Annotated in this window: 10 protein-coding genes; 7 read left to right on the top strand and 3 right to left on the bottom strand. The window is 54.5% G+C overall.

Features of this window, described 5'->3' with window-relative positions:
* Positions 1-195: 195 nt before the first annotated feature.
* Positions 196-2,793 (bottom strand): bifunctional aconitate hydratase 2/2-methylisocitrate dehydratase, encoded by a 2,598-nt coding sequence (acnB, locus tag J5069_RS14840; protein ID WP_264644609.1) that lies wholly within the window; start codon positions 2,791-2,793, stop codon positions 196-198.
* Positions 2,794-3,253: 460 nt separating this feature from the next.
* On the opposite strand from acnB, the gene J5069_RS14835 reads away from it, so the two are divergent.
* The 5 genes from J5069_RS14835 (at position 3,254) to J5069_RS14815 (ending at position 9,242) form a co-directional block, all read left to right on the top strand.
* Positions 3,254-4,864 (top strand): methyl-accepting chemotaxis protein, encoded by a 1,611-nt coding sequence (locus J5069_RS14835; RefSeq protein WP_264644608.1) that lies wholly within the window; start codon positions 3,254-3,256, stop codon positions 4,862-4,864.
* A 131-nt stretch (positions 4,865-4,995) separates the two neighbouring features.
* Entirely contained in the window at positions 4,996-5,712 is a 717-nt protein-coding gene (locus J5069_RS14830; RefSeq protein WP_264644607.1) for a GntR family transcriptional regulator, read from the top strand.
* Between the two features lie 207 nt (positions 5,713-5,919).
* The gene (gene fraB / locus J5069_RS14825; RefSeq protein WP_413542236.1) at positions 5,920-6,894 is read left to right on the top strand and encodes a 6-phosphofructose-aspartate deglycase; all 975 of its coding nucleotides are present in this window, start codon (positions 5,920-5,922) and stop codon (positions 6,892-6,894) included.
* Positions 6,895-6,957: 63 nt separating this feature from the next.
* Positions 6,958-7,803, top strand: coding sequence for a fructoselysine 6-kinase (locus J5069_RS14820; RefSeq protein ID WP_264644605.1), 846 nt, complete (start codon positions 6,958-6,960; stop codon positions 7,801-7,803).
* Between the two features lie 119 nt (positions 7,804-7,922).
* Positions 7,923-9,242 carry an anaerobic C4-dicarboxylate transporter family protein gene (locus J5069_RS14815; RefSeq protein ID WP_222158163.1) on the top strand — a complete coding sequence of 440 codons (1,320 nt, stop codon included), beginning with the start codon at positions 7,923-7,925 and terminating at the stop codon, positions 9,240-9,242.
* Positions 9,243-9,315: 73 nt separating this feature from the next.
* On the opposite strand, the gene J5069_RS14810 is transcribed toward J5069_RS14815, so the two are convergent.
* The gene (locus J5069_RS14810) at positions 9,316-11,613 is read right to left on the bottom strand and encodes a TonB-dependent siderophore receptor (protein WP_264644604.1); all 2,298 of its coding nucleotides are present in this window, start codon (positions 11,611-11,613) and stop codon (positions 9,316-9,318) included.
* 382 nt (positions 11,614-11,995) lie between these two features.
* Here J5069_RS14810 and J5069_RS14805 point away from each other — a divergent pair, with 382 nt between their 5' ends.
* Both J5069_RS14805 and J5069_RS14800 read left to right on the top strand, forming a co-directional pair.
* Positions 11,996-12,976 carry a helix-turn-helix transcriptional regulator gene (locus J5069_RS14805; protein ID WP_264644603.1) on the top strand — a complete coding sequence of 327 codons (981 nt, stop codon included), beginning with the start codon at positions 11,996-11,998 and terminating at the stop codon, positions 12,974-12,976.
* Between the two features lie 297 nt (positions 12,977-13,273).
* Positions 13,274-14,605, top strand: a complete 1,332-nt coding sequence (locus J5069_RS14800) for an MmgE/PrpD family protein (protein ID WP_264644602.1) — start codon at positions 13,274-13,276, stop codon at positions 14,603-14,605.
* Between the two features lie 50 nt (positions 14,606-14,655).
* Here the strand turns inward: J5069_RS14800 and J5069_RS14795 are convergent, their stop codons facing one another.
* Entirely contained in the window at positions 14,656-15,822 is a 1,167-nt protein-coding gene (locus J5069_RS14795; protein WP_264644601.1) for a dienelactone hydrolase family protein, read from the bottom strand.
* Positions 15,823-16,021: the final 199 nt, after the last annotated feature.

Here is a 16,021-nt window from a genome sequence, read left to right as displayed (position 1 = left end):
TCAACCGCATCACCAACACGCTTGAGCGCCCTAAGATAACACCGTCAATGACTCCGGAGGATAAACGCATTCTGGACGCGCTGTTTAAGCGCTGCATCGGCCATGCAGAAGCCTACCTGCGTGCTCAACGGCGATCGGACAAAAAAAAGAGCCCCTATCATCAGGGGCTCTTGTCGTATTTATCACACACAGAAATTAGACAGCGCTTTGGAAAATCACCCCGTCCGCTTTCGCCGTATACTGATCCAGCCGATCGAAATTCAGGTAGCGATAAGTATCCTGCGCGGTTTTATCCACCTGAGCCATTGCGGCGAGATATTCGTCGGGGGTCGGCAGTTTGCCCAGCAGTGACGCCACCGCCGCCAGCTCCGCAGACGCCAGATAGACATTAGCGCCGGTGCCTAAACGGTTCGGGAAGTTACGGGTGGAGGTAGACACCACCGTTGCGCCATCGGCCACCCGTGCCTGGTTACCCATGCACAAGGAGCAGCCTGGGATCTCGACGCGCGCACCGCTCTTGCCAAACACGCTGTAATAGCCCTCTTCCGTCAGTTGCGCTGCGTCCATCTTGGTCGGCGGCGCAACCCACAGGCGCGTCGGCAGTTGGCCTTTGTGCTGATCCAGCAGCTTACCCGCCGCACGGAAGTGGCCGATGTTGGTCATGCAGGAGCCGATAAACACTTCGTCAATCTTCTCGCCCTGCACATCCGACAGCCAGCGCGCATCGTCCGGATCGTTCGGCGCACAAAGAATCGGCTCTTTGATGTCCGCCAGATCGATATCGATCACCGCAGCGTATTCCGCATCGGGATCGGCTTCCAGCAGTTGCGGATCGGCCAGCCATTTTTCCATGCCCTGCACGCGACGCTCCAGCGTACGACGATCGCCGTAGCCTTCGGCGATCATCCACTTGAGCAGCACGATGTTAGAGTTCAGGTACTCGATGATCGGGGCTTTATCCAGCTTGATGGTACACCCGGCGGCAGAACGCTCTGCTGACGCATCGGTCAGTTCAAATGCCTGCTCCACTTTCAGATCGGGCAACCCTTCGATTTCCAGAATACGGCCAGAGAAGATGTTCTTCTTGCCTTTCTTCTCAACGGTCAACAAGCCCTGTTTGATGGCGTACAGCGGGATGGCATGCACCAGATCGCGCAGGGTAATCCCCGGCTGCATCTTGCCTTTAAAGCGCACCAGCACCGATTCCGGCATATCCAACGGCATCACACCGGTGGCGGCAGCAAACGCCACCAGCCCGGACCCCGCCGGGAAGGAAATACCAATCGGGAAACGGGTATGGGAGTCACCGCCGGTGCCTACCGTATCCGGCAGCAGCATGCGGTTGAGCCAGGAGTGGATAACCCCATCGCCCGGACGCAGGGAAACACCGCCGCGGTTCATGATAAAGTCCGGCAGCGTGTGATGCGTGGTGACGTCAACCGGCTTCGGATAGGCAGCCGTGTGACAGAATGACTGCATCACCAGATCGGCAGAGAAGCCAAGGCAGGCCAGATCTTTCAGTTCATCACGGGTCATCGGACCGGTGGTGTCCTGAGAGCCGACGGAGGTCATCTTGGGTTCGCAATACTGATCCGGACGAATCCCGGCAACGCCACAGGCGCGGCCCACCATCTTCTGCGCCAGTGAGAAGCCGCGCGTACTCTGCGCCACATCCTTTGCCTGACGGAAGACATCGCTCACCGGCAGGCCCAGCGCTTCGCGCGCTTTGGTGGTCAGACCGCGACCAATGATCAGCGGAATACGCCCGCCCGCACGCACTTCATCCAGCAGTACGTCGGTTTTCAGTGCAAAGGTTGCCAGCACGGTGTCACTGTCGTGCAGGCGAACTTCGCCTTGGTAGGGGTAGATGTCGATCACATCGCCCATGTTTAATTCATTCACATCCACTTCGATCGGCAACGCGCCCGCATCTTCCATGGTGTTGAAGAAAATGGGGGCGATTTTGCCGCCCAGCACCACACCGCCACCGCGCTTGTTCGGCACGTGAGGGATATCTTCACCCATAAACCACAGCACCGAGTTGGTGGCGGATTTACGCGAAGAACCGGTTCCCACCACATCGCCCACATAAGCCAGCGGGTATCCTTTCTGGTTGAGCGCTTCAATCTGTTTGATTGGGCCAACGGCACCGGGTTGATCCGGCGTAATGCCATCGCGGGCGTTTTTCAGCATCGCCAGCGCATGCAGTGGGATATCAGGGCGAGACCAGGCATCGGGTGCCGGAGAGAGGTCATCGGTATTGGTTTCACCGGTGACTTTAAAAACGGTGACGGTAATTTTCTCCGCCAGTTTAGGGCGAGACAGGAACCATTCGGCATCGGCCCAGGATTGCACCACGCGTTTGGCGTGCACATTACCTGCTTTAGCCTTCTCTTCCACATCGTAGAAGTTATCGAACATCAGCAGCGTGTGCGACAGCGCATCGGCGGCAATGGGAGCCAGCGCCTCATTGTCCAGCGCGTCAATCAGCGGATGGATGTTATAACCGCCTTGCATGGTGCCAAGCAGTTCGACGGCTTTTTCCGGGCTGACCAACGGAGAGTGGGCCTCCCCTTTCGCGACAGCCGCCAGAAAACCGGCTTTTACATAGGCGGCTTCATCAACGCCCGGCGGTACGCGGTTCACCAGCAGATCCAGCAACACCTCTTCTTCGCCAACAGGCGGTTTCTTCAGCGCGTCTACCAGCGCTGCCATCTGTGAAGCGTCTAACGGCTTGGGTACGATGCCCTGTGCAGCCCGGTCGGCCACGTGCTTGCGATATTCTTCTAGCACGATTCTCTCCTCGCTCTCATTGTCTTCGTTATGTCCGGCGCTCTCGCTCCCGGTTGTGATGTCCATACCCGGTTACGCGTCAGGCGATGTGTCCTCCGCCTGTGAAAATGTAGGGTGGCGTATCCGGCAGTAAGATCGTCATGCACTCCAGCATATCAATTTTTGAACGTTTTGTTAATTCCGTTTACATAAAAGCAACATAAATAACGCAGCATTGGCTGCTCACGCAAAGGCACACGCCCTGTAAAGCATGATGGGAATAAACGTTTTTTACTTGAGCATACCACGAGCATCCCTTATCGACATATCCTCCGAACGCGATTGGGGTTTACATTAGGTAACTTTCAACAATTTCAGCTTGTTATACTGCCCTCGACCTATAAAAAAGACGTATGTAAGAATTCCCGTATCTTGCCGTAGCTTAACATCACCAGGGGTTGGAAAATGGATAGGTATCACCATGTCTTTTTTACGCAATATGACCATCAGAAAGGTGCTGCTGATGGTGTTGACGCTGTTTCTTTTGCTGTGGGGCGGCGTGGCGTGGTTTACGCTCTCCGCCCTTAATCAGGCAACGCACTATTTGATCGTGGGTAACACCCAGGTGGAAGGGCTGAATATGCTGACCAAGGGTGCCAATCAATCCATGAACACCGCAATCCGCCTTAATCAGGTGGTGACGCTGATGCAAAGCGGCAAACTGACCGACGTCGATGCCACGCTGGCGCAGGCGGTCGACGAATACAAAAACAGCGCCGCCAGTCTGGACGCCTTCAAAGTCATGCCCCACCCGCAGGTTGCGCAGCAAACGGTCGATGAAACCGTGCAAAACTGGCAGAACGTCCTGCAACAGGGTCTGCAACCGATGATGAGCGCGCTGCAAGAGAAAAAATTTGCCGAATATCGGCGCGTATTCCGCGATGATTTTCATCCGTTGAATGAAAAGTTTATTGCGGCCGTCAATGGCTATCAGGCGGTCGCCGCCGATAACCAAACCGTGCAAACCATCGATCGTCTGGTGTCATGGTGCAAAAACATCCTGATGGCGGCACTGCTGGCCGGTGCGGTGATTCTGTTGCTCACCGATCGCTATCTGGTCGGCTGCGTCATCAAGCCGCTCACCGCGATCCGCCATCATTTCCGCACCCTGACCGAAGGCAAGCTGGAGAAAAATCTGGATGGCTTTGGCCGCAACGATGCCGGGCAGTTAGTGCCCTATTTACGGGAAATGCAGGACAGCCTGAAGGCAACCGTCGTTGCTATTCGCGGCAGCGCCGACGCCATCTACGTGGGTACGTCGGAGATATATGCGGGCAATAACGATCTCTCCAGCCGTACCGAGCAGCAGGCGGCAGCACTGCAACAAACGGCGGCCAGCATGGAGCAGTTGGGGACCACGCTCAAGCACAACACCGACAATGTCCATCAGGCCACGCGTCTGGCAGAAAAGGCCACCGGCGTGGCGAAACAGGGCTGGGAAATGGGCAAAGAGCTGGGTGGCATTATGGACAGCATCGCCGCCAGCTCGCATAAAATCACTGACATCACCAGCATGATCAACAGCATCGCGTTCCAGACCAATATTCTCGCGCTGAACGCGGCGGTCGAAGCGGCGCGCGCCGGTGAGCAAGGACGAGGCTTTGCCGTGGTTGCCAGTGAAGTGCGCAATCTGGCGCAAAAAAGTGCGCAGGCCGCCAAAGACATTGAAACCCTGATTGCCGAATCCGTCGAGCGCGTCGATGCCGGTGCCCGTCATGTAACCCGCACCGGCGATGTGATGGATAGCATTATTGAGGCCATCGGTCAGGTGAATGCGTTGATCGAAGAGATTGCTACCGCGTCCGATGAACAAAGTCAGGGCATCCATCAGGTAAGCCAGGCAATTAATGATATCGATGGCGTCACGCAACAAAACGCCGCGCTGGTGCAACAATCCGCTGCCGCAGCGGCATCGCTGGAAGAACAAGCACGCCAGCTCACGCAGGCGGTGGCGATTTTCCAGGTCAACGATGTACCGCGCTATCAGGAGCAGACAACCGCGTTTATTCCGCGTCTGGCGGCCTCTTCCTGAGCGGTTAAAATCAACGACAGCGGGCGTTGCACACGACCGGTATGCGTGACGCAGGCCAACGGTATCCATAAGAGAAAGTATTGTATGCTATCCTTGCGCGAGGGCGAGGATAATACAAAAGGATACTTAATGTGAATCTGCCGGATACCACGAGTGCAACACCGCTGTATAAACAGCTTGAAGAAGCGCTGAAAGAGGCGATTCTCAGCGGTGAATTTCCGCCCGGCCAGCAAATCCCGACCGAGAACGATCTGAGCGCCAGCTGGAATGTCAGCCGCGTCACGGTACGCAAAGCGCTGGATGCATTGACGCGTGAGAAGCTGCTGACCCGCGTATCGGGTAAAGGCACCTTTGTATCAGAAGAGAAATTTCAGCGCAGCATGACGGGTATCATGAGCTTTAGTGAACTGTGTCGTTCACAGGGGCGGCGACCCGGCGCTCGCACCATCAAATCCGTGTTCGAACCCGCCGGTAAAGAGATTCGTGAGCGCTTTGGCATGGGCAAAGAGGAAAAAGCGGTGGTGCTGGAGCGCATTCGCTATGCCGACGAGGTGCCCGTTTCGCTGGAAACCGTATGGTTTCCGCCGCGTTTTGCCTTCCTGATCAACGAAGATCTGAATAATAACTCGCTGTATGACGTCCTGCGCCAACGCTACGATCTGTGGTTTACCCACTCCAGCAAAGTAATCGAACTGGTGTACGCCAATTTCGACGTCGCACACTACCTTGGCGTCGCCGAGCGCCATCCGCTCATCTCGATCATGAGTGAAATGGTAGACAACCACCGCGATATCTCATGCATTTCCCACCAACTGGTGGTCGGTGACAAGCTGCGTTTCACCGTGTAATCACTTTTTCTTTGTGTTCATCGCGTCCTGTTACGGCTTAAATCGGGATCCGCATCGCGGGTCCCGATTTTTTATGGTCGCGTGTATTGCCATAAATGTATCTCAATGTTATACACATATAACAATACATTTAGATACATTGAAGATTCAATGTGCAAGGCATGACGTGATAGCGCCAATGTCGGCAGCGACCGAAGAGGAAAAGTGATGAGTATTAAACAGATTATCAGCGACATCGTAGCCAGCAAAACGGAGAAAGGGGGCGTTAAGCACGTTTACTACGTCGCCTGCGGGGGCTCCTATGCGGCGTTTTATCCGGCGAAAGCCTTTATTGAGAAAGAGGCAACAACGGTGTCTGTCGGGCTGTATAACAGCGGAGAGTTTATCCATAACCCGCCGGTAGCACTGGGTGAAAATGCCATCGTCGTCGTAGCGTCTCACAAGGGAAACACGCCGGAAACCATTCAGGCGGCAGCGCTGGCGCAAAGCCGTGGCGTGCCGGTTATCGGGTTAACCTGGGTAACGGATTCACCGCTGGTAGCTCACTGCGATTTTGTTGAAAGCTACAGCTTTGGCGATGGCAAAGATATCGCGCAGGAGAAAACGCTGAAAGGGCTTATCAGCGCCGTAGAGATCCTGCACCAGACCGAAGGCTATGCCCATTATGATGATTTCCAGGATGGTCTGAGCAAAATCAACCGCATTGTTTATCGTGCCTGTGAACACCTGAGCAAACGGGCTGCGGCCTTCGCTCAGGAATATAAAGATGACAAGGTGATTTATACCATGGCCAGCGGAGCCGGTTACGGTGCGGCCTATTTGCAAAGCATCTGCATTTTTATGGAAATGCAATGGATCCATTCTGCCTGTATTCACAGCGGCGAATTTTTCCACGGTCCTTTTGAAATTACCGATGCCAACACCCCCTTCTTTTTCCAGTTTTCTGAAGGCAGCACGCGCGCCGTCGATGAGCGCGCCCTTAACTTTCTGAAAAAATATGGCCGTCGGATAGAAGTGGTAGATGCGAAAGAATTGGGCCTCTCCACCATCAAACCCAGCGTGATTGATTATTTTAACCACTCACTGTTTAACAACGTGTACCCGGTATATAACCGCGCGCTGGCAGAGATTCGCCAACACCCATTAACCACCCGCCGTTATATGTGGAAAGTGGAATACTGATACCACCTGGGGAAATAGACTGGCAGGGACGCCCCCAATAACGTTCGCGCATAAGGAATCACGATGAGCATTAAGGTGATAGGCATTGGTGACAATGTCGTCGATAAATATCTGCACACCGGCATCATGTATCCCGGCGGCAATGCGCTGAATTTTGCCGCCTATGCGCGACTCGCCGGTCATGAGAGTGCGTTTTTAGGGGCGTTCGGTAGTGACGATGCCGCTCGCCACGTGCTGGCAACGCTGCGCGAGTTGGCCGTTGATACACAGCGCTGTCGTCACTACGACGGCGAGAACGGCTATGCCTGCATTCGGTTGAATCAGGGAGACAGGGAGTTTGTTACCAGCAATAAGAATGGCGTATTGCGCGAACATCCCCTGCATTTGACACCCGAGGATATGGATTATATCGCACAGTTTGACCTGGTCCATTCCAGTTTAAACGGACACCTCGAAACGGAACTGGAAAAAATAAAACTGCGCAATATCACTCTGTCATTTGATTTCTCCGCGCGAGGAACAGATGACTATTTTAAACAGGTTTGCCCGTGGGTGGATTATGGTTTTGTCTCCTGCGGTACGTTAACACCCGACGAAACACAAATAAAAATAAGGCAACTTTATGATTACGGTTGTCGCCATATTATCGCCACCCGGGGACATGAACATGTTTATTACCATTCTGAAAAAATACGTATCACCTGGCAGCCAGAATATATCGAACCGGTCGATACGCTGGGTGCCGGAGATGCATTTTTAACCGGCTTTATGCTCTCGCTGTTAACCGCCAAGCCGTCTGAACCGAGCGAAGACGACGTCCTTCGAGCCATGACGGCAGGCGGAACAGCGGCACGCCATGTGCTTAATCATTATGGTGCCTTCGGGTTCGGAAAATCGTATTCCGAATAATAAAAGGCCCTTCATACAATTTACCCTTAATAGTTCGGGTTGCAGCCAACGCGCCTGCAACGTGAAGTATGACGGGTACTGATGTCTGGCATTCAGCCCGTAATAATCTGGGGGTAGGTATGTTTTGGACGGAATTAGCCTTTATTCTCGTTGCTTTGGTTTTTGGTGCCAGGGTCGGAGGGGTATTTTTAGGGATGGTGGGCGGTCTCGGCGTCGCCGTACTGGTGTTTGTTTTTGGCCTGACACCCTCTTCCCCACCGATTGACGTGATTTTAATTATTCTGGCTGTGGTGCTGGCAGCCTCCTCGTTGCAAGCATCCGGCGGCCTGGATCTTCTGGTACGGTTAGCGGAGAAAATGCTACGCCGCCACCCGCGCCACATTACCCTGCTGGCCCCCTTTATCTGCTACCTCTTTACCTTTATGTCGGGCACCGGGCACGTGGTGTATAGCCTGCTCCCGGTCATCGCTGAAGTTGCCCGTGGCTCAGGGATCCGCCCGGAACGTCCGCTGTCGATTTCCGTGATTGCCTCGCAGCAGGCGATTACCGCCAGCCCGATCTCGGCCGCGATGGCAGCCATGATCGGTTTGATGGCACCACTGGGGGTTTCTATCGCCACCATTATGATGATTTGCGTACCTGCCACCTTGATCGGCGTCGCGGCTGGCGCTGTGGCTACGTTTAACAAGGGCAAAGAGCTGGCAGATGACCCGGAATATCAGCGCCGGTTGGCGGCAGGATTGCTTAAACCTGTCGAACACACGCAGAAAAGCGTCGAAATCGCACCGCATGCCAAGCTGTCGGTGCTGCTGTTTCTGACCGGTGCGGTGGTGATTGTGCTGCTTGGCCTGATCCCCGGCTTGCGCCCGCTGGTGGAAACCGCCAAGGGCCTTCAGCCGCTGTCGATGTCCGCCACCATTCAAATGGTGATGCTGAGTTTTTCCTGCATCATCGTACTGCTGTGTCGCCCACCGATTGATAACATCCTGAGCGGCACCGTATTTCGTGCCGGTGCGCTGGCTATCGTGTGTGCGTTTGGCCTGGCCTGGATGAGCGAAACCTTTGTCAGCAGCCATATTGGGCTGATCAAAGCGGAAGTGCAGACCCTGCTTCAGTCCCACACCTGGCTTATTGCCATCATGATGTTCTTTGTTTCAGCCATGGTCAGCAGTCAGGCGGCGACCACGCTGATCCTGCTGCCGCTCGGGCTGGCACTGGGGTTACCGGCTTATGCGCTGATTGGCTCCTGGCCTGCGGTAAACGGTTACTTCTTTATTCCGGTTGCCGGACAGTGCCTCGCCGCGCTGGCCTTTGACGACACCGGCACCACTCGCATTGGCAAGTACGTGCTAAACCACAGCTTTATGCGCCCTGGATTGGTCAATGTGGTGGTTTCCGTGGTGGTGGGGCTGACGCTGGGCAAGCTGATTATCGGCTAATCCACGGTTCTACACCGCATAAAAAAACCCCCGGCGAGTTTCGCGCTCGCAGGGGGTTTGGTTTTTATACCGCTTAGAACGAGGTGTTGACGCTTACATAGAACGTACGACCCGGTTCGTTAAAGGTGGCTGCGCCTGCACCGTAGCTAGTGATTGAAGTCACTCCAGTGTTATCATCGGTACTGGTCAATGATTGAGCATTGCCTTTACGGAACTGACGTTTATCGAGCAGGTTATCCACCCCTCCGGTAATGCTCAGGTTTTTGTTCACTTTATAGGTTGAACTTAAACCAAACACCGCATACGGACTCACCTCGTTAGTATCATAGGCAGCCGTCAGTGGAATTGATGCCACTGGCGTACCCTGATAGTTGTATTTCTTCGGTTTTTGACGACCATACCAGGTCATTTTACCCAGGAAGGAAAGATCGTCGGTTGCCTGCCAACTAACAGAGGAGTTCAGCGTAAATTCTGGCGTAATCGACAGGTATTCTCCCGTCGTTTTGTTTTCAGAACGCAGCATCCAGGTGATGTTGTTATTCCAACTGATGGTTTCCGTAACAGGTACCGTCAAAGAACCTTCCAGCCCTTCCACCAACGCTTTAGGTACGTTTTCCCATTGGAAAATGTTGGCATTGGCATACCTCGCGGTGCTTCCTGTCGTGCTTCCGCCAACAGCGTTACCAATCTTGGTAACACCAGATTCAATCTTATTGCGATAATCGTTACGGAAATACGTCACACCCGCTTGATAGCCATTACGTTTAAATTCAAGGCCAATCTCTTTATTGACGCTAGTCTCTGCGCTGAGATCGTCACGCCCCATCAAGTAGCACGAGCCCGCACCATTACAACCATTACCACGGCTATACAGCAGGTAATTCGGGTTCAGTTGATAGAGGTTTGGTGCTTTATAAGCACGCGCGATACCCATTTTCAGGGTAAAGTCCTCGCCCAATTGCTGTGATAGATTCAGCGACGGGCTCCAGTTGGTACCCACAATGCTATGATGATCGAGACGTAGTGCTGGTGTCAGCATGGTGCTGTCGGTGACTTCGATATTGTCTTCGACAAATACGGAAGCAATACGGGCAGAGATATCATGGCTGCGGTTAGTATCCGCAATAGTACCGATGCTTCCGCCTTCATCTGTCGCTTGGTTATTAGAGGAAGGGTCCTGCATCTTCTGTTCAACCCATTCCAAGCCCACTGTCGCCGTTTGATTAAACAACGCCTCAAACGGAATATTCATTTCGCTATGGGCAGTGTATGCATCTAACTTGATGGTGCTGTATGGCTTATTCGGCAACGGACGTCCCGCAGGACCACCCGAGGTAGGCTCATCAATACGCGTGTTCTGGGTTCTTTCATATTGCAGGTAAGACAGCGTGCTTATACCACTATCCCAATAACCACGATGGGTAACCGCATATTTCTGACGGTACATACGGTTAGTTTCCTGACCGTACAGCGACTGGGTATCTACTTTGCCGTTGTTGTTCTCGGTATCACCCGCATAGATATTACCCTGGCGGCTGGCACCCATTTCAAATTCCAGCGTTTGCTGTGGCATAAACTCCCAGCGCAGCAAGCCGTTAATATCTTTGTTACGCACCCCTTCACGCCCGGCAGGAATAGCCGCTTTCGGCGATAGCTGATGGCCATTGTTGATATCCCAGGCATCGGCCTGCGTTTTGCTGTAGTTACCGTACAGACGCATGCTCAGGGTATCGGTCAGGCCGCCCATCAGGTTAAAATCGGTACGTTTGGTGGCCGCTTCCGATTTGTGCTCAGGGAAGCTCATATAGCTGTTCCACGCGCCGTGCCACTCATCGGTAGGCTGCTTGGTGATAATATTCACCACGCCACCCGCAGCACCGTTGCCGTAGCGTGCCGCCGCCGGGCCACGCAGCACTTCGATGCGCTCAACCATATTGCTCGGTACCCAGTTGGTGTCACCGCGGGTATCGCGCTCACCGCGCCAGCCGTAACGTACAGATGCGCGGCTGGAAACCGGTTTGCCATCGATCAGAATCAAGGTGTTTTCCGGCCCCATGCCGCGAATGTCGATCTGGCGGTTGTTGCCGCGCGATCCGCTGTTCGAGTTACCGGTCAGGTTGACACCCGGCATGGTACGGATGATCTCAGAGAGATCGTTCGCCGGCGGGCGGCGCTGGATATCTTCCTGGGTAATGACTGACACGCCCGGTGCCTGACGCGTTTGTTCCGCTGCCGTCACCACCATGGTATCGCCGCTGTTTTGTTCAACCTCAGTGGGGGTTGCCGCTTGCGCTGAGACCAGCAAAGACGCAGCGCCACAGCTGGCACCGATCAAGGTCGCCAGAGTGTGGCGGGAAAATCGTTTTTTCATCAGAGTCGCCCTGTAATGCTGTCATAAGTAAGAAAAATGCCCTCAGCCATGGCGAATGTGCACATGGGCGGCATCGGAAAATAGTTGTCGAAGTCGGAGAGAAAACCGGCGGGAGCGGCGGTTTATCGGGAAGGTGCGCAGTGCGTCATGGTCTTCTGTATGGCGTTACCCTCTCCGCTTGTCAGGCATGCGCCACTCTCATTGCAGTCATTCGACATCATAAAGACGAAAAATGCTACTGAGAAGTATTTGCATTACCAATTTGACGCCGACATTGTTACATTTGTGCTTCTGGAAAGGGTTTGCGCCAGACGCAAAGTCTTTTGCATAAGCGCCAATATGGATGGTAAAAAACCACGTTAACCATAGGTGATAGACACTCGTGCATAGCAGCGTTCCATCCTCCAAGGCGATTTACAAAGATCATATCGTTCAGCAGTCCAGCCTGGTCTCTAACCAGTACCGCTTTGTCGGGCCGCGCTTGATTGATGAAACACCGGTGTTGTACGGCAGCTTTAGCGTGATGCCGCTCAATCGCCACCTGATTTTGCACACCGCTGATGTGATCAATTTGCACAACATGAAAACGCAGGGTCAGTTGGAAGATGCGATCAAACTGGCTATCGTGGTCAATGGACAGGCACAGGTCAGCTATGACCACCAGCAATTGCTTCTCAACAAGGCGCAGCCCGCCTCGCTGGTATCGCTGATGTCTCCGGTGCTGTTCACCCGCATCGGCAAGCGCGATGAGTACGAACGCACCCTGTCGCTCACCTTTAGCCGCGAGTGGTTGTACGGCAATCTTTTGGACTCCGTTGACGAGTGGCGCACGCTCTATGACTTCACCCAGACGCATTTAGCGGTGCACCACTGGATGCCGTCACGTCAGGCGATGGCGATCGCCATGCAGATCCTCAATTCCGATCCCTGCTCCACGCCGTTGCAGCGTTTGCAATTGGAATCCCAATGCCTGAGCCTGATCGTTGAAGCCTTCAGCTCATTGCTGAGCACCGCGCAGGAAAAAAATGCGCGTGTACCCCTGCGTATCTACCATCGGGTGCAGGAAGTACGCGATATGCTGGAAAGCGGCGCGGCGGATCAACTGTCGATGGAAGAGATAGCTAAGCAGGTCAACATGAGTGAAAGCACCTTACAGCGCCATTTTCGTCAGGCGTTTAATATGAGCGTGTTTGAGTACCTGCGCCGCAATCGACTGCAACGCGCCATGGTCGCCATGCAAAAAGAGGGACTCGGTATCGCGCAGGCCGCCCATGTCGCGGGCTATAACAGCCCGGCCAACTTCTCCACGGCTTTTCGCCGCGCCTTTGGCATCACACCGGGACAGCTTAAAGACCGTTTCTGATCGCGATGCAATGCTATACCCAAAATAATTCGAGTTGCAGGAAGGCGGCAAGCGAGGGACAAATCTGTCTGGAACAGATTTGAACAGCGCCTGCGCTGGCCCGTAGGGTGAATCTCAGGGATGAGATTCATTTATCCCGATGAGCTTACTCAGGTAAGTGATTCGGGTGAGTGAGGGCAGCCAACGCACCTGCAACTTGAAGTATGACGGGTATAATGCAAAATTTGCGCTATACAGCGTACGGTGGTTTCAATTATACCTATAGGCATTCATGTATTTACTTGATTGCCTTTTCAAATGACCACATCGCACGATATCACCGCCACGCTCGCTCATCACATCGTTAATACCCTACCGGATACTGCCGCGCTCGACGCCGCGCGCGACGGCGTGATGGATTTTGTTGCCACTGCCCTGCCCATTGCCCAAGGTGCCATTCACGACAGCAATCTGACGCCACTGCGTCAGGTGTTTTCCGCGCCGGACAGCCTGACGCGCAGTGTGATATTGGGCTATGTGGGGCACGCGCTCGACTTTGATGACTACCATCCCGCCTTTCGCGGCCATCCGAGCACGGTGATTCTACCTGCGTTATTTGCACTGAGCGCCGAAGATACCCGCTTACGCGAAGCGGATTTTCTTGCCGCCTATGTGATTGGCGTGGAAGTTGCCGGGCGCATCGGGCTCGCGGCTGGCGCACGTCACTACGGCCTCGGCTATCACAATACCGCGACACTCGGTGCGGTTGCCGCCGCGGCTGCCGCTGCGCGCTTGCTCGGCGCTTCGGTGGCACAAACACAGAACATTCTCGGGCTGGCGGCAACGCAGGCTGCAGGGCTGCGTGCGCAGTTTGGATCGGCGGTAAAACCGCTGCACGCCGGGCTGGCGGCGCGCGCCGGGTTAACCGCCACTAAGCTGGCATTGGCGGGGTTTAGCGGAAACGCCACGCAGGTACTGGATGATTTTCTGTCATCACACGGTGACGGTCAGCAACACCCAGAGAAATTGCACGAAAACTGGGGTGCGCCCTGGCGTATTGTCACGCCCGGTCTGGAATTCAAAAGCTATCCCACCTGTGGCGGCACACACAGCGCGGGAGAAGCCGCGTTTGCACTACGCCAGCAATGGCTGGCGCAGCACGATGATATCCACTCGCTGATCGCCCGCGTTGAGAGCATTACCGTTGCGTATCCCCCCGGTGGAGACGTTGCGCCGTTTATTCATACAGCCACCACCGGCATGGAGGGACGCTTCAGCCTGGAGTATGTGATTGCGGCGGGCCTGCTGGAAGGAGAACTGACGCTGGCGCGCTTTGCCGAAGGCCCGGTTGATAAGGTTATCGCGGCGCTGGCGGATAAAGTGCAACGTCAACCGGATGCCAGCGCACCGCCGGATGAGCTTAACCCTGACGCGCGCTTTCACCGTGTGACGCTGCACCTGACAGATGGCTCAAGCCTGACTGAGTGCGTCACACGTCAGCAAACCGTAGCGCGCAAAACAGACCTGAACGCCAAACTGCGACAAAACATCCACTCACTGCCGCAGCTCGACATTGCGCGGATTCAGGCAAGCTGCGCGCTGAATAAACCGGGCGATATCGCCTACCTGAATCAGCTGTTGCTCAGTTAACGGAGAAAGCGCTACCCATAGGCGCGGCGATGTACCCCGCGCCTATGACATTACGGTTTTGGCATTAAGTAACGATCCAGCCAGCTAAACACTTCCGCCTGCTGTTCCTGATAGAACACGTGCCCTAACTCAGGCCACATTTTGGTTTCCAGCTTGCTGTCGGCATTTTGTGATTTCCACACGCGGTGCATCTTATCGTAGGCCCCTTGCACCGCACTTTCTGGGAACAGCTTATCTTTGCCACCGTTAAAGAACAGCATAGGATTGGGTGCCGCTACGCTTGCCACATCGGGGAAATCAAACTGCGCAGGCAAACCGGGATGCAACATATAGAACGCAGACTGACCACGCAGCACGTTATTGCCCGGCGTCATTAGCCCGTCATAGGTGCCAATCCACGAAACGGCGGCCGTTGCCGCCACCTTGTCGGAAAGCGCCGCCAGTTGCCAGGCGCGGTAAGCCCCCATCGAGAACCCGACGACACCTACACGTTTGGCATCCACCTGCTTGAGCGAAGCGAGAAAATCGGTAGCGCGCATATCTTCATATGCCATCTCGCCCGCCAGCGATCGGCCCAGATTGAAGAAGTTGCTCGCCAGCGCCTGTTGCTGCTCATACTTCAGCGGGCCGCGATCTCCCCAGCCAATAGCGTCTACCGCCAACACCACATAGCCGCGTTTAGCCAACTCGTCACCGACAAAACGCCCGGTGAAAAATTTATCGGCCCACGCCTGCGCCGATGCCAGTTTCTCAGCGTTGCCCCACGGCTTGATCATCTTCTCTTTGCCGATATCAAACTTCGAGCCGTGATCGTGCAACAAGATAACCGCTGGGTGCGGACCCGGCGTTTTGGGCGTTAGCAGCAGCCCAGCCACCCTGCTTTGGTCGGTGATATTGAATGCCACCTTCTCGGCAATATAGCCATCCCGCTCTTCGCGTTCTAGGGTCGCAGGGGCAAAATCGCGGTGCGAATCCGGCGTCAGCAACATTGCCCGCAGTTTCTGGCGCGCCTCGATTTTCCAAGCAGCAAAATCCTTCTCATTGCCTGACAGCCAGGATCCCGAATAGGTAAGCTGCTGTTTGAGTTCGGGATAGAACACCGGCAACCCCTCTTCGGTTACCGCAGACGTTTGGTAAGTCATGTCGTTCGCCATCGCTGAAGCACTACAGAAACACGCCGCCATAAGCGCAGCGCAGAAACGTACCGGAATGCGCATGATAAGAGCCCTTAAAATAAAACACCGTTTCTTTTTGAGAATTTATTGTAAGGCGCTGGGAAAAAAATAAATGTGCGCTCGCCACACTATGAGCAATCACCGCAAGCATCCCTTAGCAGGCGAATATGTTGTATTGCGCGCACTGTTACGTGACATACAGCACATTTCAATGCGAACAATAATAAATTTTATAATGATC

It is taken from the genome of Candidatus Symbiopectobacterium sp. NZEC127, from assembly GCF_025962675.1.
GTDB lineage: Bacteria > Pseudomonadota > Gammaproteobacteria > Enterobacterales > Enterobacteriaceae > Symbiopectobacterium.
This window is presented reverse-complemented; position numbering and strand designations above follow the sequence as displayed.